Origin of the sequence: Sphingobium fuliginis (genome assembly GCF_004152845.1) — a bacterium.
Classification (GTDB): Bacteria; Pseudomonadota; Alphaproteobacteria; order Sphingomonadales; family Sphingomonadaceae; genus Sphingobium; species Sphingobium fuliginis.
Genome location: NZ_SEON01000002.1, coordinates 450,474 through 476,814 on the forward strand (window position 1 = coordinate 450,474; position 26,341 = coordinate 476,814).

Genomic DNA, 26,341 nt, shown 5'->3' on the forward strand with positions numbered 1-26,341 from the left:
GTTCATGACGATCAGGATATAGCCCCACCCGGCTGCGTCGGAGCGCCGCCGATACGCTCGAATTCGCCATGGACGGAAGGACCGGATGGGTCGAGACCGTGGACATGGAGGCTTGTCGCGTCATCATGCTCTCCAGTCCGATGCGACCCGCGCCCATCACCGCCCGGCATCGGCAAGGCTGCGGCCGCTGCCAAAACAAGGCGAAGATCGCATGGACGGCAGCGAAGTTCATCGCGCCGGTCGAGGACGACGCGGATGGAGACGCGGATGGGATGGTCCGGAGCGGGCCAGCGGCACCGTCAGCGGGGGAGCGCAGCCGTGGAGGAGACGATGGGTCGGCGTCCCCGTCGGCGCCGATCATCGGCGTGATGGCGGCCTTTGAACTAAGCGCGCCAGCAAGCGAATCGCCGCCGGTTTACTGGCTGATCCGGATGATGTGATCGAGAATCGCCGGATGCAGCGGGCGTTCGAAGACGCAGCCCGATTCATGCGACCGGCTCCACAACACGCGCGCCCGGCGGCCTTCGAAGCCCGGCAGCATGATCCACAGATCATCGTCCGCCGCCAGTTTCATGAAACTTTTCAAGCGGAAGCCGACTTCGGAGACATCGGTGATGTGGCTCTTGAACCAGGTCTCGCCCGGGCGTCGGACCCGAACGCCGATCACAGCCGTGCGGCGATCCGCCAGACGATTATTGCCGTGATACGGGTTTGTCTGAACTTTGGCGCCCATGATCCCATGCCGATTTGACCGGCCGCATCATCGCCCGTCGCGGTGAAGAAAGCATTAAGCCGAACCCGGCCGGGCAAAAATAAGGGGCCGCCGAAGCAGCCCCCATGCAGGTCCGCGCATCACGCGCCCGATTGCGTCACCCCAGCCCGCGCCCGGAAACGGGAAGTCGAACATTCCCGGCCAGACGGCGGCGGCGTATTCGTGCCCTGGGGGCGCACGGACGTCCGATGATCCAGCGAACGCCCGTCCTGCGCCCCTTTCGATGCGCAAATCCTATCGAACCGGTTCCGGCGTTGTGCCGGCTCCGGTTCCGACGGCCTTAGAAATTGCCGTACTGTTCGTTGCCGACGAAGCCCAGCTTCGTCACGCCAGCGCGCTTGATCTCCGCCAGCACTTCGTCGACGACGACGTAGCGGGTGGCGGCATTGGGCTGGAACTGCAATTCGGGTTCGACCGGCAACCGCAGCGACTGCTGCAGATACTGACGCAGGGTCAGCAGGTCGATGGCCGAACCGTTCCAGGTGATGACGCCGCTGGGATCGATCGCCACCTTGTTCTTGACAGGGTCGATGACGCTGTCGGTCGGCGGCGCGTTCTGCGGCAGGTCGATCTTGACCGCGTGGGTCTGGATCGGGATGGTGATGATGAACATGATGAGGAGAACGAGCATGACGTCGATCAACGGCGTCGTGTTCATTTCCACCATCGGTTCGCCATCGTCTCTTCCGGCACTCATTGCCATGGCGATACTCCTAGAGCATTTTCATCGATGGACGTGGACCGGCCACCAGGTCTGAAAATGCGGCACAAAGGGCTGTAACTTAAAGCCGCTGCGTATGCGAACCCGGCTCGGGCTCGGATATGAAGCCGACCTTCGGGAAACCGGCGCGCTGCATCGTGTAGATGGTACCGCCGATGCACCGATAGGGAACGTTGATGTCGCCGCGGATATGCACTTCGGGCAGATCCTCGGGCGTCAGATTCTCAACGCCGCCCGCCTTCTTGATGTCCGCCTCCAGCTTCGCGACCGCACGGTCGAGCAGCTCGTCGGAGGAGACGCGGGTCAGGTTCCAGTAGACCGCACAGCTACCGTCGGAGCCCTGCGTGATCGACAGGGAGACGTTTTCCGGTTTCGTCGTCGTCGGCTCGAACGCGACCTTGGGGAGCTGCAGCTGAACCGTCTGGACGACGACCGGGACCGCGATGAGGAAGATGATGAGCAACACCAGCATGACGTCGACGAGCGGCGTCGTGTTGATGTCGGACATCGGCTTGTCTTCACCGCCGTCAGAGCCAACACTCATTGCCATTGATTATTTCCTAACATGCTTGTCGATGGCGCCCCGGCATTCCGGGACCCACGTCCGATAAGGGGGACCGGGCGTCGCAGCCGCCGCCGGCCCCCTTGCCGGCATCTCAGCCTATCAGGCCTTGGTCGGCGCAGCGGCCGGCTTTGCGGCCGGAGCGGCCGGGGCAGCGGCGATCGTCGGCTTCACGGCGCCGTTCGACACCAGGTGAGCCAGCAGGTCGACGGTGAAGCCGTTGAGCTGTTCCGCGATCGACTTGTTGCGGCGCTGCAGGAAGTTGTAGGCCAGCACCGCGGGAACGGCCACGGCCAGACCCAGGGCGGTCATGATCAGAGCTTCACCGACCGGGCCGGCGACGGCGTCGATCGAGGCCTGACCGGCAGCACCGATCTTGATGAGCGCGCGGTAGATACCGATAACCGTACCGAACAGACCGATGAACGGCGAGGTCGAACCGACGGTGGCGAGGAACGCCAGGCCGCCGCCGAGCTTCGAATTGATCGAGGCTTCCGAACGGGCGAGCGAGCCGTGCAGCCAGTCATGGGCTTCGACCGGGTCGGTCAGCTTGGTGTGTTCTTCCTGGGCCTTGATGCCGTCGTCGACGATCTGCTTGTAGGCCGAGTTCTTTTCCAGCTTGGCGGTGCCTTCCTTCAGGGTGGCGGCGCGCCAGAAGGTCGCACGAACCTTCTTGCCCTGGTTGATCACCTTCTGCTGTTCGATCAGCTTGGTGAACAGAATGTAGAAGGTGCCGATCGACATACCGCAAAGGATGATGAAGACGGTCCAGGCGATGGTGCCGCCCTGCTCAAGGGCCTCCATCAGGCCATACGGGTTCTCCGCCTTGGGCGCGGCAGCTGCTGCGAGATACATCAACATGTTCAAGACTTCCCTCTCAAAGGATCAATAAACAAGGGTAGGCGGCGTCCAGTCATCCGGAGGCGCTCGCCCGCCCTTTTCAAAATCATTCCGGCAGACGCCAGGTGATCCGGCCATTGTACGTGTCCGACATCGGACCACCCCCGGCTGCCGTCGCGGGCTTGAACCTCGCACGCTTCGGAAGCAGGCGGCACGTCGCCTCGTCGAGGTCGGCATGGCCGGTCGAAGAGGTGATGGTGCAGTTGGTCACGCGACCGTCCGGGCCGATTTCCAGGCGGAACCCGGCCGTACCCGAGCGTTCTTCACGCTGCGCGCGGCTCGGATAGTCGGCATCGCTGAGCCAGCTGCCCGGGCTGCTGCGCGGCGACGCACGGGATGCGGGCACCTCCGGCGGCGGGGGAGCCGGCGGCGGCGGCGGAGCGGCAACCGGAACCGGGTTGAAGACCGGCGGCGGAGTCCGGACCGTCTGGATCGGCGGTGCGGGGGCCGGGGTCTGAACGATCGGCGGCGGTGCGACGACCGGCGGCGGTTCGACCGGCTGGTCTGGCGGCGGCGGCGGCGGCTCCTCGTCCGGTGGCGGCGGTTCCTCCTTGACGTCGATCACGTTCAGCTGTTCCGCCGCCTTTTTGACATATTTCATGCCAAGACCGGTGACGAAGGCATAACCCAGAACAGCGTGAATCAGGGCGACGATAATGATCGAGATCGTGCGACTCGATCCTTGCGAGTGGTCAGCATAGGCCATTCGGCAACGACACTCCTTAACTCAGCTTACCAGTTGATTATCGGCAAATAAGCCAAAAACGGCCCGAGCTGGCCGGGCTACCCCGGTCATCTTGGCCCCTATCCGTCCATTTGCTACCGTGCGAACTCCTATCGCGGCGCATCGTGGCACGCAAACGCTTTATCGATATGATCATTTGCGACCGCCATTACACACCGGAAAGACTTGCATGTGACAAACATGTCACGGACTGCCATCATTAGGACGAAGATGAAAAAGAAATCCACCATGCCCCTGCGGAAGCTCGCCCTGCTCTGCCTCATTTCCGCCGTACAATCGCAGATTTCCGTGGCTCAGACGGGTTCGGGCCGGATGGTAACGCAACCATCGGAACGCGTGGCGGGACTCTCCTATGCGGACATCGCGGACCTCGCGGACGCCGCGCCGCTGGTGGCACAGGCGCGGATTGGCAACATCATCAAATTGAAACCCGCGCAGGCCGGCACCGTCCCGGCAGGGTATCAAAGGGTCTATGTGGAGGCTAATGTCGCCAATCTGATTCGCGGCGAGGGGGGAATCAGCCCCACCGTCCGTTACCTCTACGACGCGCCGCTCGATGCGCGGGGCAAAATGCCCAAGCTGAAGAAAGCGCAGGTCATCCTGTTCGCGCGTCCCGGCGGGCGCCCCGGCGAAATCCAGCTCGTCGCACGCGATGCGCAGATCGTCGCATCCCCTGCGGAGACCGAGCGGGTGAAGGCGATCCTGTCCGAACTGGTCGCCGTCGATGCGCCGCCCCGCATCATCGGACTGGGCGATGCCTTCCATGTCGCGGGCACGATCGCCGGCGAAGGGGAGACGCAGATTTTCCTCCGCACGGAAAATGGCGACCCCGTCTCGCTGTCCATCCTGCGCCGGCCCGGGCAACAACCGCGCTGGGCCGTGGCGCTGGGCGAGATCGTGGATGAGGCTGCCCGGCCCCCGGCGCCGGGCAGCCTGCTCTGGTACCGCCTGGCCTGCGGCCTGCCCAACGCGCTGCCGGCCCGGTCCGTGCGGGCGCTCTCGCCCCAGGACGCCGAGCTGGCCCGTGCGGATTATCAGATGGTCCTGAACGCCCTGGGCCCCTGCGGGCGGACAAGGACGGCGCGCTGATTGCGCGATGGCGGCAGCCTTCCGGTTCCGCGGCCGGCTCCTTTTCCTTGGACAGAAACGCAGAGGCCGCTATCAGCGCGGCGTCTCGTGATCAGGAAGGATGAACGGAAGCCATGACCAATCTGCACCGCCATGCCCCGCTGCGCGTCGCGCTGGTCGGCCTCGGCACGGTGGGCGGCGGGGTCATTCGGCTGCTCCAGACCAATGCCGACCTGATCGCGCGCCGCGCCGGTTGCCCGATCCAGATCGTCGCCATCTCCGCGCGCGACCGCAACAAGGATCGCGGCGTCGACCTCTCCCCCTATGAATGGGTCGACGACATGACCACGCTGGCGACCCGCGCCGACATCGACGTGGTGGTGGAACTGATCGGCGGGGCGGACGGCCCTGCCCTCACCCTCGCCCGCCAGTGCCTGAGCGTCGGCAAGCCCTTCGTCACCGCGAACAAGGCGATGCTGGCCCATCATGGCCTCGACCTTGCCGGGCTGGCGGAGAAGGCGGGCGTCGCCCTCAAATATGAAGCAGCGGTCGCGGGCGGCATCCCGGTCATCAAGGGCATGCGCGAAGGCGCGGCCGCGAACGAGATTGCGCGTGTCTACGGCATCCTCAACGGCACCTGCAACTACATCCTGACCACGATGGAGAAAGAAGGGCGCGGCTTCGACGAGGTGCTGAAGGAAGCGCAGGAACTGGGCTATGCCGAGGCCGATCCCAGCTTCGACATCGACGGTGTCGACGCCGCGCACAAGCTGACCATCCTCGCCAGCCTCGCCTTCGGCACGGAACTGGATTTCGATGCGGTCGCGACCACCGGCATCCGCCATGTCATCGCCGCGGACATCGCGGAGGCGGCAGCGCTCGGCTATCGCATCCGGCTGGTCGGCATGGCGGAGAATGGCCCCGACGGCCTGTTCCAGCGCGTCCACCCGATGCTGGTGCCGCTCGACCATCCGCTGGCCCATGTCGACGGGTCGCTGAACGCCGTGGTGGCGGAGGGCAATTTCGTCGGCCGCCTTTTCTTCCAGGGGCGCGGCGCGGGCGACGGGCCGACCGCATCGGCGGTGGTCGCCGACCTGATCGACGTGGCGCGCGACGAATATGGCGACGCGCTGGCCATGCCCGTGGCCGCCCTGGCCCAGCAGAAGCCGGCCGATGCGGGCAAGCGCGTGGGTCGCGCCTATCTGCGCTTCAAGGTGCAGGACCGGCCCGGCGTGCTGGCGGAGATCGCGGCGGCGACCCGCGACGCCGGCGTGTCCATCGAGAGCATGATCCAGCGCGGCGCCAGCCAGACGGACGGCGTGCTGGTGGCGATCGTCACCCATGCGGGCGAGGAACGCTGCGTAAGGGAGACGCTGGACCGGCTGGCGGGGTCGGACAGCCTGCTGCAAACGCCGATGGTGATGCATATCCTGGATTGAAATGCAGGTGTAAGGCATGGCGCTGGGATTGGCCCATCCAGGACCTTCGACAGAGGGGTGGCTGGCGCGACATCGGCGGCGGTTTTCAACAGCCAGCTTGTAAGCTCGCCGCTTGCGCCCCCCTATCCCTTCCACAGGCGGGAGGAGCATGGCTTCGAACGCCCCTTTCCGTTCCGCACGCTCAATCCAGCCCGAAACTGCGGGCCAGCGTCTGGCCGATGGGTTCGCCCAGCCGGAATATCTGCCGATTGGCGCGCTTGGGGCAGCCCATATTGCCCACGATCCGGCATGGCCGCGCATCGAAGCGGTAGGCGCTCATCTTCCCGTCGCCCGCTGAAGCCGCGCTTCGTCCCAGACGCGGTTCCTGCGCGACCGTTTCGGTCAGGCACAGCGCCGGCACGGCCTGGCATGGCGCTGGCTGAACCCTGGCGATCCGGCGCGGCGCGCCATCGGGCTGCGCGGCGAGGCTGGCGGCAATCAGCAGAAGGATCATCGGAGCGGCCCTTGGTCTTGTCCTGCTGCGAACGCCACAAACGCGCTTCCGTTGCATCCCCCTCGCGAAAAGCGCACCCTCGACAATGTTCGAGCGACATCCTATCGCGCTCTCCAAAATAGCGGCTGAAGAGGAAACGACATGGTGCAGGCAAGCTCGATACTCGATCGTGTGCTGGTGCTGGAGATGGTGCGCGTGACCGAAGCGGCCGCGATCGCCGCGTCGAAGCTGATCGGCCGCGGCGATGAGAAGGCCGCCGATGCCGCCGCGGTCGAAGCGATGCGCCTGGCCTTCAACGACCTCTATATGGACGGCACCGTCGTCATCGGTGAAGGCGAACGCGACGAAGCGCCGATGCTCTATATCGGGGAGAAGGTCGGCAACGCGATCGGCACCGGCCCGCGGATCGACATCGCGCTCGATCCGCTGGAAGGCACCACCATCACCGCCAAGGCCGGTCCCAACGCGCTGGCCGTGCTGGCGATTTCCGAAGAGGGCGGCCTGCTCAACGCGCCCGACGTCTATATGGAGAAGCTGGCGGTCGGCCCGGGCCTGCCCGATGGCGTCATCGACCTCAACAGGTCGGTGAAGGAGAATGTCGAGGCGGTCGCCCGCGCCAAGGGCGTCGACGCGCATGAGATCATCGTCTGCGTGCTGGACCGGCCGCGCCATGAGAAGCTGATCGCGGAGCTGCGCGCCATCGGCTGCGGCATCATGCTGATCCCGGATGGGGACGTGGCGGGCGTGATCGCCACCACCAATCCCGAAACCAATATCGACATGTACATGGGATCGGGCGGCGCGCCGGAGGGCGTTCTGGCCTGCGCGGCGCTGCGCTGCGTCGGCGGGCAGTTCAAGGGCAAGCTGCTGTTCCGCAACGATGACGAGCGTGCACGCGCCCGCAAATGGGGCATTGCCGACCTGGACAAGGTCTATGACCTCAACGAACTGGCCAAGGGCGACTGCATCTTCGCGGCGACCGGCGTCACCGACGGATCGTTGCTGGCCGGCGTCAAGCGGCTGCCGGGCGGCAAGCTCACCACCGACAGCGTCGTGATGCGCGCCAGCACCGGCACGGTGCGCTGGGTGAAGGGCGAACATCGGCTGGACCGTAAACCGATCTGAGCCGGAATCAGCGGCCAGGCAAAAAGGGGGCTTGCCGGCCCCCTTTTTTCATGCGCGATGTTGGAGCGGCTATCGCCCGGCGCGGTGATTGAGATCGTGGCCAAGCGCCAGGATCGCGACGCCCAGCAGCGTATAGGCGCTTTCCTGCCAGCCATGATCCATGGTGAGCGCACCGGCCATGATTCCCAGGCCCAGCGATCCGATCGCGGCCGGCATCATGAAGCCATGCGCCACGGCGCCATGGCCGAGCGCTACCGCGCCCAGCAGGATCGCCAGCACCAAGCCGGCCTCATGGAAGATCGGGCTTTCGAAAATCCCTCCGGCCGAGGCGAGCACGCCGAGCAGCACGGCCGTACCGAAGCAATGCGCCACGCACACGCCCGACAGAGCGATCGCGATGCGATCGATCCGGCCGTTGAGCAGATGCTGGCGAAGGCTGATCGGCATGGTGCGTGCTACATAAGCGAGGCCGAGCAAAGTTACAACATATCATCACGTGATTTTTGCGATATGTGCGGAAGATGTTTTTGGTAGAGCGTCGCCATCAGGCCGCGCCGCGCTCCTTCGGGAAAGGGCAGCGTTCAGACCGTCGGCCATCCCCTCTGCGTCACCCGCTTCCGAGCCGGCAAGCCGAAAATCTCAACCCACATCCGCCCCTGCCAGCCGTCCCGATGACTGGCCTCCCTCATCATCCAGGCCCGCCGCCGGCGGTGCATGCGTCCTGCGCCGCCGCGTCCTTGTCGCCGCGCTGCCTGGTCCGCCGCCGACCAGCTTTTGCAGGTCGATCATCGCGCGGGACAGGGATATGCCGTTTGGCCCCGCGATGAAGCGCGGTTCCCAGCGCGGGGCATATTTGTCCTTATAGGCGCGCAGCCCCTCGAAACCGTAGAAGCTCTCGCCATGGCGGAAGAAGAAGGCGCCCGCCTTGGCCCAGAAGGGCGACAGACGGCGCGCCTCTATGCCCGACAGCGGCGCGAGTCCCAGGGTGAACCAGTCATAGCCCTGTTCGCGGCCCCATTGCATCAGGCGGATGAACAGGAAATCCATCGTGCCATAGGGCATCTCATCCGCGTGGCGCATCAGGTCGACCGACAGTTCGCGGCGATTGGCGGTGGCCCAGATATTGGCGAAGGCGACGATCCGTCCCTCCTGCCGGACGAGGGCGCAATCGCAGGCGGCGATATAGGCGGGGTCGAAGCGGCCGACGCTGAACGCCTTTTCGCCATGGCCCTTGGCGGCGAGCCATTGGTCGGAGATCGCCTTCAATTCCGCCATCAGCATGGGCACCCGGCCCGCCGGCACGATCTCGAACGTCGCCCCTTCGCGCATGGCGCGGCGTTCGGCATAGCGCAGCGGCTTGGCGTCCGGCCCGTCGAGCGTGAAATGATGCAGGTCGACGCGGGCTTCCTCGCCATATTTGACGATGGCGAGGCCAAGATCGATCGCCAGCGGCAGGGCGTCGAGGCTCAGTTGGTAGAGCAGCAGGCGGCCCTGTTCTGCATCCGCCCTTTCGCGCAACTGCCACAGCAGGTCGGGCCATTCCGATCGGTCGCCCACGGGGTCGCCCATGACGATCCAGCTATGTCCCTGCACCTGGTACATGACGAAGGCGCGGCCGGTGCCGGAGGTCAGGAACAGCTTGTCGCCGGTAGTCGCGAGCAGCGCGTCGGTCCGTTGGGCCAGCGCCAGCGCGTCCGCGCTGGCCGTGATGGACGGGCGGTCGGCGAGGCGCGGCGCGGTTGCGGGGCGGAACATGCGCCAGAAGGCGGCGCCGACCGCCAGCACCGCGGTCGCAAGGCCTGCGCGCAGGAAGCGGGCGGCGTTGGCGTGCGGGCCGAAATGCCACCACAGGTCGTTCTGATAATCGACATGCTTATAGGCGAAGAAACCGATCCAGATCGACAGGCCGACCGCCACGGCCAGCGTCGCGATCCAGGCGGGGGTCAGCGCTTCGGCGGTGAAGCTGGTGCGGCGGTAGAAGGCGCCCCGCGTCCATTGCAGCAGCGCGGCGATCAGCAGCAGCGCGCTCGCCTCCTCATAATCCAGCCCCTTGATCAGCGAGAAGATCGCCCCCGCCAGCAGCAGCGCTCGGGTCATCCAGAAGGCGGCGTCCAGCCTGCGGTAGAGGCCGGAAGCGAGCAGGATCAGCAGCGTGCCGATGACGCTGGCGGCGAAATGGGACGCTTCGATGAAGGTCAGCGGCAGCCAGCCGGTGACGATGCGCATGCGGTGCTGGATCGCAGGCAGCGCGCCGGAGATCAGCAGGATCACGCCGCCCACCGCCACCAGCAGCGACAGCATGACCGGCGCCATGCCGGACGCGGCGGCCTGCGCGCCGTCCAGCACCCGGCTGACCGGGTGGCGCCAGCCATTGCCTTCATGCAGGGCGATGGCGATGACGCCCAGCAGCAGCGGGATCAGATAATAGATCAGGCGATAGGCGATCAGCGCGGCGAGCAGGCTGGGCCTGTCCACATCGGGCAGGGTGGCGACGATCACCGCCTCGAATATGCCCAAGCCGCCGGGCACATGGCTGACCAGAGTGACGATGACCGCCAGCCCATAGGCCAGGAACAAAGTGGGATAGAGCGCCGGGGCGATGCCGGGCACCAGGATGAACAGCGCGGCGCTGGCGGCGGCAAGGTCGATGCAGGCGACGCCGATCTGGGCGAGCGCCTGCCCCTGGGTCGGCAGGGCCAGCCGCCAGCCGAACAGGCGCGGGGCGCGGGCGGGGCGGGCGAGGAGGAACAGGACCGCCGCCGCCGTCAGCAGGATCGCGCCCCCCGCCAGCCTTTGCCACGGCATGCCGATCGTCCATCCCATGATGCCGATGGTGGCCGGATGGACCAGCATCAGCGCACCCGCCAGCACGAACACCCCGCCCCAGAAGGAGAGGCCCGCCGAGGCGATGATGCGGGCGATGTCGCCGCCCTCCAGCCCGGCGGCGGTGTAGATGCGGTAGCGCGCCGACCCGCCGGTCAGCAGCGAGAGGCCGAGATTGTGGCTGAGCGTGTAGCTGCAGAAGGACGCCAGCGCCGCCGTCAGCCACGGCAGGGGCCGCCCGACGATCCGCAGCGCGACATAGTCGTAGAAGGTGAGCGCGATGTAGCTCGCCGCCGTCAGCGCCAGCGCCGCCGCCAGCCGCCAGCCGGCGATCAGGTGCACGGCATGGCGGATGTCCTTCAGCCGCACTTCCGCCAACAGGCCGTGCAGCGCCACCAGCCCCAGCGCCGCCACCGCCAGCATGACGGCGACCGTCAGCGGCGCTTTCCAGGCCTTGATCCGTTCGACCAGGATCATATCGTCAGCCCCTTGAGCATATGAGTCACCAGCAGCGGGGCGTTGCGATCGAAATGATGGCCGCCGGGCACCACCACCATCTGCGCCAACCCTTGAGGAATGGAGGGGCAGGCGCTGTCATTTTCCAGCGTTCCGCGCACGCAGAGCATCGGCAGGCCGCGCAGCCGCTTTATGGCGGGAATGGTCGGATATTGACGGGTCGAATCCATGTCCAGCCAACTGCTCATGTGGAACTGGAAATCGGCGCCAGGGCTGAGGCCCAGCAGCGACAGGCGCTGCACCTGGGCGCGCTGGGGCGCGGGCAGGCCGCTGACGATATAGGGCAGCACATCCGCGCCGAAGCTGTAGCCGACCAGCAGCACGCGGGGGCGGCGCCAATGGCGCGAATAGCCGCGGATGATGGCGCTCAGGTCGCGGGCCGCGCCCTGGGGCGTGCGCTGGCTCCAGAAATAGGACAGGCTGTCCATGCCGACGACCGGGATGCCCGCATGGGCGAGCTGGCCCGCGACATCCTTGTCCAGCCCGACCCAGCCGCCGTCCCCCGAATAGAGGACCGCCATCATGCCGGTGCGCGGCGCGGCGGCGTCGGTGACGATGTTGAGCGGCAACCCGCTGGGCAAAGCGGCGTCGGCGGGCGGCGCGGCCAGGAAAGGCCTTAGCTGGGAGAGCAGCGCGACTTCCCCCTGCCCCTTGGCGGCGGTCACCAGCCTGCCGCTGCCGGTGCGGGCGACGAAGCGTTGCAGGGCCGGGCGGGGGCGGACGTCGGACAGCACGATCCACGGCGAAGGGAGCTTGCGGCTGGGAGCGAAGGCCAAGCCATGATGCACGGGTGCGGCCTTCAGGCTGCCTGACCGGCACCAGGGCCGCCCGCCGTCGAGAAATGGCGTGAAATCCTGCGAGAGCACTGCCTTGTAGGCCCCATTGGGTCCGGCGGCGAGCGTCGCATAGGCCAACGCCGCCCCCTCGCCCCGGCCGATCAGGACCGGCTTGTCATACATGGGCAGCGCGAGCCGGTGCTGCAGGTCGCGGGCCAGCGCGATGATGCCGTAATTGGGGTTGATGCAACGGCGCGAGGCCTGCAACGCCCGCAGGAAGGCGGGCGTGGAGATGCCCGCCACGAGCGCGCCCCGCGCCGCCAACAGGCGCGCGGTGTCGGCGCTGTCATCATCCCAGCCATGGCGGTCGGACAGCGCCAGCACGACACCGCTCGGCACGCCTGCGGGCCGATAGACGGCAATCCGGCCCAGCGACGGGAGGCTATATTGGCTTTCCGCGACCGGACCGGTCGCGCCGGGCACAGGATCGGCCGCCGCCCGGGCCGGATTGCTGGCGTTGGAGGTCGACAGCAGCAGCGCTGCCGCCGCGAGCAGGCCGGGTATCAGCCAGAGACGGGCGCGGCGGAACCGGATCATGACTGCCCCGGCAACCGGTCTATCCGGGTCCAGAGCTGCGACTTGCAGATAAGGCCGCCCAATATGCAGCCTTTGACCTTCAACTGGCCCGGTGAAAGCTGGCTGATCTGCGAACTGAAGCGGCGGCCCAGATCAGGGACGAAGACGGTGCCGCGCCACTGTCCTTTCCCCTCTGCGCGGTAATCCTCCAGCAATTCGGTGCCGACCAGCCGGGCCGTGCCGCCGTCGCGGGCGTCGGCCTGCGCCTCGCGGTCGGCCCAGACGATCCAGCCGCACAGCCGGTCGCCGCACGCTCCGGTGCGCACGGCGACATTATTGTGCGGGCTGAGCCACAATCCTTCGGGCTGCGCGACGGGCACCTTGGCCGCGAGGACGGCGGGGGCTGCAACCAGAAGCGCCAGCGCCGCCCAAAGCCTCCCTATCGCCATAAGACCCATCCTTTCGAGGAACGATCACGGCTTCTAGGCCCGTTCAGATTGCGGGAGGCTCTGCGCTGTCTGAATTTTTGGCAATGTTCGGGGCCAAGTCCGGCAAGGCGCGCAGCAGGGTCTTCGCCACCCGTTCCGAATCATCCTCCAGGAAATGGCCGCCGGGCAGGCCAACGACGCGGACATTGGGCTGGCGCCAGCCGGGGCAGAGGCTGCCGCTTTCCTTGACGCCATGGATGCATAGTACCGGCGCCCAGTCGAGCGCACGGGCTGCGGGCGCGGCCGGGCCGTCGTCCCCGAAGTCGAACACGCCGCCGGGCGTGGCGCGGAACAGCATGGTGTCGGCGGGCACGATCAGCGCGACCATGGCGACACGCGCGCGCAGCGAAGGCGGCAGGCGTTCCAGCCCGGCAAGCAGCATGTTCGCGCCGAAGGATTGCCCGGCCAGCACCAGCCTGCGCGCGCCGGGCAGGGCAAGGGCGCGCCGGGCCGCCGTCTCCACCAGCCTGCCGCTTTCCTCCGGCGACTGGCGGCGGGCGAAGGCGGCCAGCGAATTGACGCCCAGCACCGGGACGCCGCCTTGCGCCACATGACGGGCGATCACCGGTCCCATGCCTGCGTTGAACCCCATGTCGCCGGAAAAGAAGACCGCGACGGTCCCGTCTTCCCTGGGTGCGGCAGCGGGGACCGGGGTGAAGATTCGCCCGTTGGGATAGCCGAGATAATGGCAATAGCCGGCGGCGCCTGCGCTGATCGCCGCGAGGAAGGCTAGTATCAGGGTTGTGCGAAGTCGGCGTGAAGCCCGCCTCCTTCCGTCATGCTGAACTTGTTTCAGCATCCATCGCGCCTTCCGAGACCGCGGTTCGTGGGGACAAATGGATGCTGAAACAAGTTCAGCATGACGAGTGGTCGCGGCGATGGTTGGGGAGCGGGAGTCACCTCTTCAATCTAGCGCCGGCCCGCCTGCTGTAAACGGAGGGAATAGACCACCCTCCCCCCGCGTATACCGGGCATGAACCATGCCGCCGACCTTCGTGCCGACCCCATGCGCCTTTCCCAATCCCGCCTTGCGCTGGCGGCGGCGCTGGGCCGTCCGCTGCGGGTCGCGCTGTTTTCCGGCAATTATGATTGCGTGCGCGACGGCGCCAACCAGGCGCTCAACCGGCTGGTCGCCTATCTGCTGCATCGCGTGCGGGCGGAGGTGCGGATCTATTCCCCCACCGCGCCGCGCAAGGCGTTCGCGTCGGTGGGCGAGGTGCGCTCCGTCCGATCGATCAGCATTCCCGGCCGCCCGGAATATCGCATCGCCCTGGGCTTCACCCGCGCCGCCCGTCAGGATTTCGAGGATTTCGCGCCCGACATCGTCCATCTCTCCGCCCCGGACCTGCTGGGGCGCCAGGCGCAGAACCATGCCCGCGCGCTGGGCATTCCGGTAGTCGCCAGCCTGCACACCCGCTTCGAAACCTATCTCGACTATTACCGCCTGTCCCTCCTGCGCGAGTCGGTGGAGCGCTATCTCGACCGCTTCTATGGCGATTGCGACCGCATCCTCTGCCCTACCCTGCCCATAGCGCGGGATATGGCGGCACGGGTTGGCGGAGAGCGGATCGCCATTTGGGGGCGCGGCATCGACCCCGCCTGCTTCCGTCCGGCGCTGCGCGATCCGGCTTTCCGGTCCGGGCTTGGCTATGATGCGACGGACATGGTGCCGCTGTTCTTCGGCCGGCTGGTGCTGGAAAAGGGGCTGCGCGTCTTTGCCGAGACCATCGGCGCCGTCCGCGCCCAGGGCTTGGCCGTCCGCCCGCTGATCGTGGGCGAAGGACCGGCGCGGAACTGGCTGGCCGAGCGGCTGCCCAACGCCACCTTCATGGGCCATTTGTCGGGAGAAATGCTGGGCCGCGCCGTCGCCAGCGCCGACATCCTCATCAACCCCTCCGTCACGGAGGCGTTCGGCAACGTCAATCTGGAGGCGATGGCATCGGGCCTCGCCATCGTCTCCGCCAATGTGCCCAGCGCGTCGGCCCTGATCGCTGACGGGCGCACCGGCCTGCTGGTGCCGCCCAAGGATGTCGGGGCCTATGCGGCGGCGGTGGCGGGGTTGATCCGCCAGCCCGCCCGCCGCGCCGCGCTGGGCGCTGCGGCGGCGGAGGCGGCGGCGCGCTTCGCCTGGGACGATGTGCTGGAGGATGTGGCGCGCAGCTATGCCGGGGCGCTGCACATCCCGCTTGCCACGCCCGCCGCGCAGGCGGCATGACATGGCGATGATGGACGAGGGTTCCGGCATCAGGGACGATCTGGTCGCGATGCGGCGCTATGCCCGGTCGCTGACCCGCGACGAGCAGGACGCCGACGATGTCGTGCAGGACGCGATCGTCCGCGCCATAGAGCGGCAGGAGACGTTCCAGCCCGACCGCGACCGCCGCCGCTGGCTGCTGGCGATCGTCCACAATGTCTTCTTCTCCGCCAAGCGGCGCGAGGCGTCGGAGGCGCGGCGCAACAGCCGCTTTGCCGAAACGCTGGTCGACCGGCTGGAGCCGGGGCAGGAGGAACATGCCCGGCTGGTCCAGATCGCGCGGCAATTCGCGGCCTTGCCGGAGCATCACCGCGCCGTGCTGCACCTGACGGCGATAGAGGGCTTCAGCTACCAGCAGGCGGCGGAGACATTGGGGGTGCCGGTGGGGACGGTCATGTCGCGGCTGGCGCGGGCGCGGGCTGCATTGAGGGAGCGGGAACAGGGGCAGCAGGGGGCAACGGGCCTCCGGCTGATAGGAGGAAGCGATGACTGATCGTCCGACCGATCCGGAAATTACCGATCTGGAGATTGACGCCTATATTGACGGCGAGCTGGATGTGGAGCGGCGTTTCATCGTCGAAACCCGCCTTTCGCGCCAGCCCGAGCTGGCCGCCCGCGTCATGGGCGACCTCAGCGTCCGCAGCGCGCTCCGCATGCTGACTCAGGACCGGCGGCCGGTGCCCGCCGGGCTGGCCGACAGGGCCGAACGATTGGCGCAACCGCAGAAAAGCCGCTGGCGCCGGTTGATGCCGACGGGGTTGGCGACATCGGGACTGGCGGCGGCGCTGGCGGTCTGGATGGTGGGGTTCGAGCGGCCGCCCGCCTATGTCAGCTATGCGGTCGCCTCGCACCGGATCGCGATGCTGCGCGCCGACATGAATTCGCAGATCGAGGCGCCCCGCTTCGATGCGCGGGAAGTCGCGCTCAACACCCGCATCGCCATGCCGCAGCTGCCCGACGACTGGCATGTGACCGACGTCCAGCTCTTCCCGACCGACAAGGCCCCCGCGCTGCTGATGGCGGTGCGCACCGATACGGGTCACCGGATGACGATCTTCGCCGTGCATGAGAAGACCGCCGCGCCCGAACATCCCGACGCGGTGCGCGAAGGGGAACAATCCGTGGCCTATTGGCGGCGCGGCGACATGTCCTATGCCCTGACCGGCGACCAGGAGCCGGGAACGATGGACGCCACGGCGGAGGCGCTGGCGCGGACCTGAATTCGGGGCGGACCGGCGGGCGTCACTCGGGAACCGTCATGCCCACCTGTTTCAGCATGACGGAACAGGAGAAGGCCATTCCCTTCCCGCCTCAAGCCGGGAAATTGCCAGCCGTGACGAATTCCGAAATATCCTTGCGGCCGCTCGGCACCTCGCGCGCCTGGAGCGATTCGGACAGGATGGACTTGTCCGCGATGCGGCCGATCGCGACGGCGGCCTCGATACGGAAACGGTCGGGCACGGCCAGTTCCACGCGCGCCTTGTCGAAATCCACGCCCGACATCGCATGGGCATGATAGCCCAGCCGCGTCGCCTGCAACGCCAGCAGCGCCCAGGCCGCGCCGGCATCGAAGCTGTGGCTGTGCGACGGCTTGAAATCTTCCGATCCGGGCGCGGCGATCAGCGTGTCCGACAGGATGTAGAGCAGCACCGATGCATTTTGCACCCAGCTCTGGTTAAAGGGCAGCAGCACGCCCAGGAAGCGGCTCCAGTCGGCGCTGTCCCGCGTGGCGTACAGCAGGCGCCAGGGCTGATAGTTGAAGGCGGAGGGCGCCCAGCGCGCGCCTTCGAAGATCGTGTCCAGATCCTCCTGCGGGATGAGGGAGGAATCGAAGGCGCGCGGTGACCAGCGGTCGAGGAAAAGCGGTTCGACGGCACGGGTGGCGACGCGGGCGGTGGCTGACATATGATCTCCAGAACAAGAAGCGGCCGGAATATTGGAGGCAGGGACGGAAAGGGCAAGCCCGCCCGGCATGTTCACCGCAGTTCGAGCGAGCGTTCCAGCCGTTCGGCCTGTTCCGCGGGCGGCGCGACCGCTTCAGGCCCACGGTCGATGAGGATACGATCCGGCTCCCGCAGCAATTCGCGTTTCACGGCGTCGCTCCAGCGACCCCAGTGCCGGCCGATCGCCGATCGCCACTCCATATGTCCTCTCCCTGCCGAATCGAGACGGGCCGTTATCTAGTTTGCCGGTAGAGATTTGTCTTTCAAGCTTTGCTGATCGGCGGGGTAGAAAAGCTTGACCGAGGGGGAAGCCTGTTTGCCGCCCTGCTGCCGGAGAAGGCGGGATGACGGACCTGGCAGGAGCAGCGCGAGAGGCAGCGCGAGAGGCGACCTCGTTCAGCCCGTTCAATCATGACCAATAGTTCATGCATGGCCCATCGGCCCGGCAAGGCCGGGCGCGTAAAGGCTGGCCCGAAACAGGGCGACAGCGCGAACGATGACCAGACCCATATTCTTCGATCCCACCGGCCGCAGGGGACTTTGGGCGCGGCGCCTGCTGGCGGGCGCGCTGCTGTTGATCCTGCTCGCCGCCATCGCCTTCGCCACCACATTGGTCGCCGTGCCGTCGGAAGGCGACCTCGCCCTGCCCCTGCCCCAGCCGCATGCGGCCCGCCTGTCGGGCATCTCCTCGCTGCGGCGCGACATCGCCAAATGGCTGCCGCATTGGGGCAAGCATCGCGTGCAGGCCCGTCCGCTGAACGTCGGTTTCTATATGCCGGGCGATGAAAGCAGCATCGCCTCCCTGCGCCGCCATGTCGGACAGCTCGACTGGGTGGTGCCGGCCTTGATCACCGTGCCCGGTCCCGGCAAGCCGATCCATGTCGCGACGGACGCGGCGTTCGACCGCATGATCGCCGCCATGCCCCGTCCACCCAGGGTGCTGCCCATGGTGCAGAATATCGGCAGCGAAAGCTGGGACGGCGCGGGCGCGGCGCGGCTGTTGCGCGATCCCGCAGCGGCGCTGGCGCTTGCCCGGCAGCTGAGCGGCTATGTCGCCCGCCGCCATGAGGCGGGGCTGGTCATGGACCTGGAATCCCTGCCGGACAGCGCCATGCCCGGCTATCTGCGCTTCCTCCGCATATTGCGCGCCACCCTGCCGCACGGCGCGAAGATCGCGCTCACCGTTCCCGCCGGGGAACAGGGCTGGCCGCTGGCCCGCTTCGCCGCCGTGGCGGACCGGGTGATCCTGATGGATTACGACCAGCATTGGCAGGGCGGCCAGCCCGGTCCCATCGCCGCCCAGGACTGGTTCGCACGGCAGGCGGAGGTCGCGCTGCGCGCCATCGGCGCGGACCATATCATCGTCGCGCTCGGCAGCTATGCCTATGACTGGCATGGCGGGGCCGCCGACGCGCTGTCGCTCGATGAAGCCTGGCTCGCCGCGCATGACAGCGCCGCGCGCCCGCTCTACGACGCGGCGAGCGGCAATGCGGGCTTCGCCTATGACGAGGCGGGGCAGCGGCATCAGGTCTGGATGCTGGATGCCGCCGCGAGCTGGAACGAGCTGCTGGTGCTGAAGCGCCTGGGCGTCCAGAGCGTCGCGCTGTGGCGGCTGGGCAGCGAGGACCCCGGCATCTGGGCGGATCTGACCGCCTGGCGCACCGGCGGCCGGCCCAGGCTCGGCACCGTGGCGAGCACGCTCAACACCGATGTCGAGGGGTCGGGCGAGATCCTGCGCATCACCGCCACGCCGACGCAGGGCCATCGCGCCGTCGCCTTCGGGCCGCTGGGAACGATTGAACAGGAAAGCTATGGCGCGCTGCCCACCCCCTATCAGGTGGAGCGCACCGGCGGGCAGGACCCCAAGATGCTGGCCCTGACCTTCGACGATGGGCCGGATGCGGAATGGACGCCGAAGATATTGAAGGTGCTGGAACGGACCCGCACGCCGGCGACCTTCTTCGTGATCGGGGAAAATGCGCTGGAGCATCCGGGGCTGCTGCAACGGATCGTCGCTGACGGGGACGAGATCGGCAATCACACCTACGACCATCCCAACCTCGCCACTTGGTCGGAGGAGCCGACGCGGTTGCAGCTCAACGCCACGCAGCGGCTGGTGCAGGCCTATACCGGGCTCAGCATGCGGCTGTTCCGCGCGCCCTATTTCGGGGATGCGGAGCCGACCACGGCGGACGAGCTGGGCCCCGCGCTGGCGGCGCAGAAGCTGGGCTATACGGTGGTCGGCCTGCACGTCGATCCCAATGACTGGCAGCAGCCGGGCACCGACGCCATAGTTCAGCAGGTGATCGATCAGGTGCATGCGGCCAGCACCGACCGCTCCGGCAACATCATCCTGCTGCACGATGGCGGGGGCGACCGGTCGCAGACCGTGGCGGCGTTGCCCCGCATCATCGCGGGACTGAGGGCGGAGGGCTATCGCTTCGTGCCGGTGTCGCAGCTTGCCGGGCTGCCGCAGCAGGCCGCCATGCCGCCGGTCAAGGCCGGCGACCTGCTGGCGGTGCGCGTCGACGTCGCCGCCTTCGTGGCGCTGGCGACGCTTTCGGCGCTGCTCGGCTGGATATTCTATGTCGCGATTGCGCTGGGGCTCGCGCGGGCGGTGCTGATGACGCTGCTCGCCTGGTTCCAGGCGCGGCGGGGACGTCCCGCACCGCCGGACTATCGGCCCGGCGTGTCGGTCATCATCCCCGCCTATAACGAAGCCCGCGTGATCGAGGCGTCGGTGCGCCGCGTGCTGGCCAGCGACTATCCGGGCTTGCAACTGATCGTCGCGGACGATGGGTCGAAGGACGCGACCAGCGCCATCGTGGCGCGGGCCTTTGCCGACGATCCGCGCGTGACGCTGCTGACGCTTCGGAATGGCGGCAAGGCGGCGGCGCTGAACCGGGCGCTGCGCGATGCGACGGGGGAAGTCGTCATCGCGCTCGACGCCGACACCCAGTTCGAGCCGCAGACGATCCGCCGCCTCGCCCGCTGGTTCGCCGATCCCGCGCTCGGCGCGGTGGCGGGGGATGCGCGGGTGGGCAATCGCGTGAACCTCGTCACCCGCTGGCAGGCAGTCGAATATATCACCGCGCAGAATCTGGAGCGGCGGGCGCTCGCCGGCTTCGACGCCATGACCGTGGTGCCCGGCGCGGTCGGCGCGTGGCGCCGCGCCGCGCTGGACGCGGTGGGCGGCTATCCCGAAGATACGCTGGCGGAGGATCAGGACCTCACCATCGCGATCCAGCGGGCAGGCTGGCGCGTCACCTACGATCCCGAAGCCGTCGCCTGGACCGAAGCGCCCGAAAGCTTCCGGGCGCTCGCCCGGCAGCGCTACCGCTGGGCCTTCGGCACGCTGCAATGCCTGTGGAAACATGGCCGCATCCTGCGCGAACGGCGGCCGACGGGGCTGGCATTGGTCGGATTGCCGCAGGCCTGGCTGTTCCAGATCCTGTTCGCCGCCATCTCCCCGCTGATCGACCTGGCGCTCGTCACCTCGATCCTGGGCACCATCGTCCGGGTGAACCAGCATGGCTGGGCGCAGACCAGCAACGATGTGTGGACCATGGCGCTATACTGGCTGGCCTTCACCGGCGTCGACATCCTCTGCGGCTGGGCCGCCTATGCGCTCGACAACCGGGACATGCGCTATCCGCCGCATCTGCTGGTGGCGCAGCGCTTCGTCTATCGCCAGATCATGTATTGGGTCGTGGTGCGCGCCATCGCATCGGCCATTGGCGGCTGGGTGGTCGGCTGGGGCAAGCTGGAGCGGACGGGACGCGTCGCCGTCCACGAAGGCGCGGCCCCGGCATGAACAAAGCTTAACATGACATGGCGGCGCCCATGGATCATCCTTCCGCCCATGAAAGCGGGTGCATGGACAGGCAGAGGCTGAGCCACGCGGCATCGGGCGTCCTTCTGGCGGCGCTGGCGCTCTGCGCGCTGGTCATGAGCGGCGCCTTTTTCCTGCACGTGCGCCATGCCGGCGACGACCGGATGGAGGTGGCGGCCGCGCAGGCCCGCGCCCTGCCCGGCATCACCCTCAGCAACGGCATGCCGGCGGGATCGGGCGTGGTCGTCACCAGCATGGAAACCGACGGCCAGGCGGCGCGCCTGGGCATCCGCGTCGGGGACGGCGTCGTCAGCCTGGACGGCATGCCGATCCGCTCGCTGGATCAGGCCAGCGCCTATCTGCTACACCATCCCCAGCAGAGGATCATGCTGGGGCTGAAACATGCGGACCATATGCGCGTGGTGATGCTGGATCGGCCGGAAGGGGAAAGATGAGCCACAAGATACTGGTGGTGGAGGACGATGCGGCGACCGCCGCCTATGTGGCCAAGGGCATGGGCGAGGCGGGCTTCACCGTCGACCGGGCGGACAATGGCCGCGACGGCCTGTTCCTGGCGAGCGACGGCAGCTATGGCGCGATCATCCTCGACCGGATGATGCCGGCGATGGACGGCATGGCGATGCTGAAGGCCCTGCGCGCGGCGGCGATCGAGACGCCGGTCATCATCCTTTCCGCCCTCGGCACGCCGGAGGACCGGGTGGAAGGGCTGACCAGCGGCGCGGACGATTATCTGGTGAAGCCCTTCGCCTTTGCCGAGCTGATGGCTCGCGTCCAGTTGCTGCTGCGCCGGGGCGGCGGCGGCAGCGCGGTCGTCACCCATTTGCGGCACGGGGACCTGGAGATGGACCTGCTTTCCCGCCGGGTGAAGCGGGGATCGCGCACCATCGACCTGCAACCGCGCGAGTTCCGCCTGCTGGAATATTTCCTGCGCCATCCCGATCAGGTGGTGACGCGGACCATGCTGCTGGAGGGCGTCTGGGACTATCATTTCGATCCGGGCACCAACGTCATCGACGTGCATGTCAGCCGCCTGCGCCGCAAGCTGGACGAAGGCGGGGACAAGCCCTTGCTGCATACGGTGCGCGGCATGGGCTATCGGCTGGGACCGGAGAGTTAGAGCCAATCGACATTCAGATGATGACGAGCCGAAAATGGTGGTTTTCCGTGGCCCGGAGCGCTGCGTACTCAAAGTATGTGAGCACCGGAAGCACGGAAAGGCGTCATTTGCAGGCCGTCAGGGCTGAATGCCGATTGGCTCCAGGGCGTGCGGGACGGCGTCCATGACCGCTTCCGGCCATCCTAAGACCCTCCCCTCCCGCCGCTGGTTCGGCTTTGCCCGTTCGACCATCGGGCGCTTCGTCGGACTGGCCTTCCTCTGCCAGTTCCTGGTGACCGGCGGCGTGCTGCTGTTCGTGCAGCAGGCGAGCCAGCGCACCGTCGTGGCCGCCGACCGGCAGGCGGTGGAGGACGCCCGCGACGACCTGCTCGCGCTCCATCGCAGCGGCGGGACGGCGGCCCTGCGGTCAGAGATCGCCCGGCGTTTCCGCGCCATAGAGGGGGAGCGCGCCGTGCTGCTGCTGACCGACAGGGCGGGACGGCCCGTCAGCGGCAATCTGGGCGCCTGGCCCGCCGGGCTGGCGGCAGACGGGCGCTGGCAGATCATGTCGCTCTACCGCATCGGCCGCGACGCGCCGGAACCGATGGGCGTCATTCCCGTGAAGCTGCGCGGCGGCGGGCAATTGCTGACCGGCATGGTCGTTTCCAACAGCCTGCAACTTACCCGCATCTATGAGGAGGCGCTGACCGTCGCCTTCGTCATGAGCCTGGTGCTGGCGCTGGGCATCGCGATCATGCTGGGCCGCATATTGGCGCGGCAGGTTTCCGACATAGCGGAAACCGCCAACGACGTCGCCGTGGGTGCGCTGGACCGGCGGGTGCCGACCGATGGCAGCGGCGACGCCTTCGACCGGCTCGGCCAGTCGATCAACGCCATGCTGGAACGGATCGACGCGCTGGTGACGCAGCTTCGCATGATGACAGACGGCCTTGCCCACGACCTTAAATCCCCGGTGACGCGGCTGATCTCCGTGGTCGAGCAGGCCAGCGCCCAGACGCGGGACGACACCGCGCTCGATGCCTTGGAAAAGGTGCATCATGAAGCGCAGACGCTGCGTTCCATGTTGACCACGGCGCTGCTCATCAGCCGGACCGAGGCGGGCTTCGGGGGCGACCAGCGGCGCGACACCCATGTTGCGGAATTGCTGCGCGACGTGGGCGAAATCTACGGCCCGCTGGTGGAGGATAGCGGCTTTGCGCTGGCCATTTCCGCGCCTGACGCGCTGACCTTTCCGCTCCATCGCGAACTGGTGAGCCAGTCGCTCGCCAATCTCATCGAAAACGCGCTCTATTATGCGGAAAGCGGCGACCGCATCGAACTGAGTGCGGCGATCGAGGGTGGCGACCTTCTCATCGCGGTGGCGGACAATGGCCCGGGTATCCCGGCGGAGAGCCGTCCCGCAGCCTTGAAGCGCTTCGGCCGGCTCGACCCGGCGCGCGGCAAGCCGGGATCGGGGCTGGGCCTGTCCCTGGTGGAAGCGGTGGCGCGGCTGCATCATGGCATGGTGACGCTGGCGGATAACGGTCCCGGCCTGAAAGTCCTGCTGACCCTGCGACGACCGTGAAAAGCGCATCCCGGGCAACGGCCTGAAGCGTGCAGTTCATCCGACCGCCGCCCGGGATGACAGCCGTTGCCTTGCTTGGAGAGTATGACAACGTTGTCTTGTCGCTCTAGACCGTTACCGATGCCGGATCAAGGACAATTTTCACGGCTCCCGCGACCATTTTCCCTGATTTACGTACCATATTTACGATTCCGGCATGAATATCGGCGTCTGGCGGTGCCGTTATCCGGGTAAACGTTGTTTCCTCCATCGGCCTTCCATGGCAAGACCGGTGCATGACCGTCCTTTCTTTCGCTCAACCCCGCTGATGCCCAGCATCCACGACGTTGCGGCACTGGCCCGCGTATCGATCAAGACCGTCTCCCGGGTGGTCAACCAGGCGCCCAATGTCAGCGAGGAGCTGCGCGAAAGGGTGACGGCGGCGATCCGCCAGCTTGGATACCGGCCCAACCAGTCCGCGCGGCGGCTGGCTGGCGGGCGATCCTTCATGATCGCCTTCCTCTACAACAATCCCGCGCCCTCCTATAATGGCGGCATCCAGTCGGGTGCGGCGAACCGGTGCCGGGACCTGGGCTATCATCTGGTGGTGGAGCCGATGCCGCTGACGGGGGAAGAACGGTTCGCCATTCTCGACCGCCTGGTCGCGGCATTGCGGCCCGATGGCGTCTTCCTGGTGCCGCCCCTGTCGGACGACGCGCAATTGCTCCAGCGGCTGTCCGAACTGAAGCTGCCCTGCGCCCGCATCGCCGGATCGGTGATGGCGGAAAGCTTCAACATCCCCACGCCGGAGCGCGCGGCCGGTCGGATGATCGCGGATCATCTGATCGGCCTTGGCCATCGCCGCATCGGCGTGATCACCCCACCCGCCAGCCACAAGGCGGCAATGCAGCGCGTCGAGGGCTTTCGCGACGGCATGGCCGCGGCGAACCTGCCGCTGGAGGAGTCTCTGTTCGTCGAAGGCGCCTTCGATTTCGAGTCAGGCATAAAGGCTGGCGGGCATCTGCTGTCCCGAGGCAAGCGCCCCACCGCGATCTTCGCGACCAATGACGACATGGCGCTGGGCACGCTGACCGTCGCGCACCGGCTGAAGCTGCGCGTGCCGGAGGACCTGTCTGTTGTCGGTTTCGACGACACACCCGCCGGCCTCACGGCCTGGCCGCCCCTCACCACCGTCAGCCAGCCGCTGGAGGCGATGGGCAGCGCCGTGATCGACGCGCTCGCGGGCGGCTCCGCCGATGCGCCGCACTTCACCTTCAGGCTGGTGCAGCGCGATAGTTCCGGCCCGGCGCCGGCCGGGGCATGAAGCCGGCAGGCGGCGCCTCCAACCTTTCTTAACCATGTCCATGTATGATTCGCCCATCAGATTGGGGGCGAAATGAGCGTAGAAGCCAAATTTCCATCCGATGGTGCAAAGGAATTGCGGCTGGCCGAGGGCGACGGGCGGCAATGGTTCCACCTTCCGCGGCGAATGCTGGTCGGCGGCCTTCTGCTGATCATGGCCGTCGCAGTGCTGGTGCGCAGCTTTATCTTCACGGCGGGTTACAATACCACTTTGGTGGCGGACATGGGCCTGGTCAGGGCGCCGATCTCCGGCGAAGTCGACCGGCTGGGCGCGAACGTCGGCGACCGCGTGACGCGGAACCAATTGCTGGGGAGCTTCGCCGCGCCGGTGGGCCTGTCGGCGGCCGTCCGCGCCGGATCGGAAGATGTGGACCAGCTCAAGGCGAAGCTGGCCAGTATCGACGGCCGGATGGCGGCCCTCAGGGCTGACGCCGACCATATCCGCCGCGAATCGGGCGTCTACCGGTCCGAAGAGCTGGTGCAGATGGATGCCGTCGCGGACGAAAGCTCCGCCCAACTGTCGGCCGCGCAGGCTCGGTTGGCCTTTGCGCAGAAACAGTTGGACCGCACCCGCGCCCTCGCCGGCCGCGGCTTCATCAGCGCAGCCGGACTTGAGAAGGCGGAACAGGATCAGCGCGCCGCCCTGGCGGACAGGAATGCGGCGATGGCACGCCGCCGCACGAACCTGATCGAGGCACATGCCGCGGGCCAAGGGCTGTTCCTCAACAACGGCTACAGCAATGTCCAATATTCGACCCAGCGCCTGAGCGATCTCAATCTGGCGTTGAGCGAATTGCGGGGCGAGAGGGAGAACCTGACCGCAGCGCTGGCCAAGGCGCAAAAGCTGAGCGGCGATGGCAAGGCCGGCGCCATGCGGCGGCTGCAGCTTCCGTTGCAGGCGAGCATCGACGGCCGGGTCTGGGCGAAGGTCGCCGCCCCCGGGGAGTCGCTGCGTGAAGGCGATCCGATCTACATGCTGGCCGACTGTTCATCCTTCTTCGCCTATTTCACCGTGGGCCGCAGCGCCTATAGCAGGCTCACCATCGGTTCACCCGTGACGTTCATCGCCTTTTCGAACGGCGATCGCTGGCCGGGAACCGTCGTCAACATGGGGGTCAGCGATCCGTCCCAGCTCCGCGTCACCAGCCATGTCCCCAATCCCCCCGCAGGCGAATATCTGATCGGCGCGCGGATCATGCTGGACGCGAAGGGCAAGAAGCAGTGCCCGGTCGGCACGGCCGGCCGGGTGGTGCTGTAACGCGGCC

Annotated in this window: 25 protein-coding genes; 12 read left to right on the forward strand and 13 right to left on the reverse strand. The window is 67.2% G+C overall.

What is annotated here, in order from left to right; translation table 11 throughout:
• Positions 1-415 precede the first annotated feature (415 nt).
• From EWH10_RS07055 to EWH10_RS07075, 5 genes are all read right to left on the reverse strand, one after another.
• Positions 416-733: a PilZ domain-containing protein gene (locus EWH10_RS07055; RefSeq protein ID WP_025549314.1), complete on the reverse strand. Its 318-nt coding sequence runs from the start codon at positions 731-733 to the stop codon at positions 416-418.
• A 319-nt stretch (positions 734-1,052) separates the two neighbouring features.
• Positions 1,053-1,475, reverse strand: a complete 423-nt coding sequence (locus EWH10_RS07060; protein ID WP_025549315.1) for an ExbD/TolR family protein — start codon at positions 1,473-1,475, stop codon at positions 1,053-1,055.
• Between the two features lie 79 nt (positions 1,476-1,554).
• Positions 1,555-2,043: an ExbD/TolR family protein gene (locus EWH10_RS07065; protein ID WP_025549316.1), complete on the reverse strand. Its 489-nt coding sequence runs from the start codon at positions 2,041-2,043 to the stop codon at positions 1,555-1,557.
• 114 nt (positions 2,044-2,157) lie between these two features.
• The gene (locus EWH10_RS07070; RefSeq protein WP_025549317.1) at positions 2,158-2,916 is read right to left on the reverse strand and encodes a MotA/TolQ/ExbB proton channel family protein; all 759 of its coding nucleotides are present in this window, start codon (positions 2,914-2,916) and stop codon (positions 2,158-2,160) included.
• Positions 2,917-3,001: 85 nt separating this feature from the next.
• Entirely contained in the window at positions 3,002-3,661 is a 660-nt protein-coding gene (locus tag EWH10_RS07075) for an energy transducer TonB (RefSeq protein ID WP_025549319.1), read from the reverse strand.
• Between the two features lie 267 nt (positions 3,662-3,928).
• Here EWH10_RS07075 and EWH10_RS07080 point away from each other — a divergent pair, with 267 nt between their 5' ends.
• Together EWH10_RS07080 and EWH10_RS07085 are read left to right on the forward strand one after the other, a co-directional pair.
• Positions 3,929-4,789 (forward strand): hypothetical protein, encoded by an 861-nt coding sequence (locus EWH10_RS07080; protein WP_083199150.1) that lies wholly within the window; start codon positions 3,929-3,931, stop codon positions 4,787-4,789.
• A gap of 113 nt (positions 4,790-4,902) precedes the next feature.
• Entirely contained in the window at positions 4,903-6,207 is a 1,305-nt protein-coding gene (locus EWH10_RS07085; RefSeq protein WP_044661497.1) for a homoserine dehydrogenase, read from the forward strand.
• Between the two features lie 181 nt (positions 6,208-6,388).
• Here EWH10_RS07085 and EWH10_RS07090 read toward each other — a convergent pair whose 3' ends face one another.
• Positions 6,389-6,700 carry a hypothetical protein gene (locus EWH10_RS07090; protein WP_065847901.1) on the reverse strand — a complete coding sequence of 104 codons (312 nt, stop codon included), beginning with the start codon at positions 6,698-6,700 and terminating at the stop codon, positions 6,389-6,391.
• 141 nt (positions 6,701-6,841) lie between these two features.
• Here EWH10_RS07090 and glpX point away from each other — a divergent pair, with 141 nt between their 5' ends.
• Positions 6,842-7,825 carry a class II fructose-bisphosphatase gene (gene glpX / locus EWH10_RS07095; RefSeq protein WP_025549323.1) on the forward strand — a complete coding sequence of 328 codons (984 nt, stop codon included), beginning with the start codon at positions 6,842-6,844 and terminating at the stop codon, positions 7,823-7,825.
• A gap of 69 nt (positions 7,826-7,894) precedes the next feature.
• Here glpX and EWH10_RS07100 read toward each other — a convergent pair whose 3' ends face one another.
• From EWH10_RS07100 to EWH10_RS07120, 5 genes are all read right to left on the reverse strand, one after another.
• A complete protein-coding gene (locus EWH10_RS07100) occupies positions 7,895-8,272 on the reverse strand; it encodes a MerC domain-containing protein (RefSeq protein ID WP_025549324.1) in 378 nt (125 codons plus the stop codon).
• Between the two features lie 192 nt (positions 8,273-8,464).
• The gene (gene mprF, locus EWH10_RS07105) at positions 8,465-11,125 is read right to left on the reverse strand and encodes a bifunctional lysylphosphatidylglycerol flippase/synthetase MprF (RefSeq protein ID WP_229742486.1); all 2,661 of its coding nucleotides are present in this window, start codon (positions 11,123-11,125) and stop codon (positions 8,465-8,467) included.
• Positions 11,122-12,537 carry an AcvB/VirJ family lysyl-phosphatidylglycerol hydrolase gene (locus EWH10_RS07110; RefSeq protein WP_065846968.1) on the reverse strand — a complete coding sequence of 472 codons (1,416 nt, stop codon included), beginning with the start codon at positions 12,535-12,537 and terminating at the stop codon, positions 11,122-11,124. Before EWH10_RS07110 ends, mprF begins: the two co-directional genes overlap by 4 nt.
• Positions 12,534-12,965, reverse strand: coding sequence for a DUF2147 domain-containing protein (locus EWH10_RS07115; RefSeq protein WP_025549329.1), 432 nt, complete (start codon positions 12,963-12,965; stop codon positions 12,534-12,536). Before EWH10_RS07115 ends, EWH10_RS07110 begins: the two co-directional genes overlap by 4 nt.
• Before the next feature lie 43 nt (positions 12,966-13,008).
• Positions 13,009-13,803 carry an AcvB/VirJ family lysyl-phosphatidylglycerol hydrolase gene (locus tag EWH10_RS07120; protein WP_025549330.1) on the reverse strand — a complete coding sequence of 265 codons (795 nt, stop codon included), beginning with the start codon at positions 13,801-13,803 and terminating at the stop codon, positions 13,009-13,011.
• Between the two features lie 174 nt (positions 13,804-13,977).
• Between EWH10_RS07120 and EWH10_RS07125 the strand changes: the two genes are divergently transcribed.
• From EWH10_RS07125 to EWH10_RS07135, 3 genes are read left to right on the forward strand one after another with little or no spacing between them, the layout of a single operon-like run.
• Positions 13,978-15,219 (forward strand): glycosyltransferase family 4 protein, encoded by a 1,242-nt coding sequence (locus EWH10_RS07125; RefSeq protein ID WP_130029864.1) that lies wholly within the window; start codon positions 13,978-13,980, stop codon positions 15,217-15,219.
• Position 15,220: 1 nt separating this feature from the next.
• On the forward strand, positions 15,221-15,751 hold the full coding sequence (locus EWH10_RS07130; RefSeq protein ID WP_082718654.1) for a sigma-70 family RNA polymerase sigma factor: 531 nt from the start codon (positions 15,221-15,223) through the stop codon (positions 15,749-15,751).
• Positions 15,744-16,478, forward strand: coding sequence for an anti-sigma factor family protein (locus EWH10_RS07135; protein ID WP_065846969.1), 735 nt, complete (start codon positions 15,744-15,746; stop codon positions 16,476-16,478). Before EWH10_RS07130 ends, EWH10_RS07135 begins: the two co-directional genes overlap by 8 nt.
• Before the next feature lie 91 nt (positions 16,479-16,569).
• Here EWH10_RS07135 and EWH10_RS07140 read toward each other — a convergent pair whose 3' ends face one another.
• Positions 16,570-17,163 carry a nitroreductase family protein gene (locus EWH10_RS07140; protein WP_065846971.1) on the reverse strand — a complete coding sequence of 198 codons (594 nt, stop codon included), beginning with the start codon at positions 17,161-17,163 and terminating at the stop codon, positions 16,570-16,572.
• A gap of 71 nt (positions 17,164-17,234) precedes the next feature.
• Positions 17,235-17,402, reverse strand: a complete 168-nt coding sequence (locus tag EWH10_RS21705) for a hypothetical protein (protein ID WP_165363332.1) — start codon at positions 17,400-17,402, stop codon at positions 17,235-17,237.
• Between the two features lie 295 nt (positions 17,403-17,697).
• Between EWH10_RS21705 and EWH10_RS07145 the strand changes: the two genes are divergently transcribed.
• From EWH10_RS07145 to EWH10_RS07170, 6 genes are all read left to right on the forward strand, one after another.
• Positions 17,698-21,015: a trifunctional glycoside hydrolase family 18/polysaccharide deacetylase/glycosyltransferase family 2 protein gene (locus tag EWH10_RS07145; protein WP_065846973.1), complete on the forward strand. Its 3,318-nt coding sequence runs from the start codon at positions 17,698-17,700 to the stop codon at positions 21,013-21,015.
• A gap of 29 nt (positions 21,016-21,044) precedes the next feature.
• Complete coding sequence (locus EWH10_RS07150) at positions 21,045-21,488, forward strand: PDZ domain-containing protein (protein ID WP_083199149.1); 444 nt, start codon at positions 21,045-21,047, stop codon at positions 21,486-21,488.
• Positions 21,485-22,171 (forward strand): response regulator transcription factor, encoded by a 687-nt coding sequence (locus tag EWH10_RS07155; protein ID WP_025549336.1) that lies wholly within the window; start codon positions 21,485-21,487, stop codon positions 22,169-22,171. Before EWH10_RS07150 ends, EWH10_RS07155 begins: the two co-directional genes overlap by 4 nt.
• Before the next feature lie 271 nt (positions 22,172-22,442).
• The gene (locus EWH10_RS07160; RefSeq protein ID WP_025549367.1) at positions 22,443-23,735 is read left to right on the forward strand and encodes a sensor histidine kinase; all 1,293 of its coding nucleotides are present in this window, start codon (positions 22,443-22,445) and stop codon (positions 23,733-23,735) included.
• A 307-nt stretch (positions 23,736-24,042) separates the two neighbouring features.
• Positions 24,043-25,038: a LacI family DNA-binding transcriptional regulator gene (locus EWH10_RS07165; RefSeq protein ID WP_065846975.1), complete on the forward strand. Its 996-nt coding sequence runs from the start codon at positions 24,043-24,045 to the stop codon at positions 25,036-25,038.
• Between the two features lie 72 nt (positions 25,039-25,110).
• Positions 25,111-26,334 carry an HlyD family secretion protein gene (locus EWH10_RS07170; RefSeq protein ID WP_229742489.1) on the forward strand — a complete coding sequence of 408 codons (1,224 nt, stop codon included), beginning with the start codon at positions 25,111-25,113 and terminating at the stop codon, positions 26,332-26,334.
• The last annotated feature ends 7 nt before the right edge of the window (positions 26,335-26,341 follow it).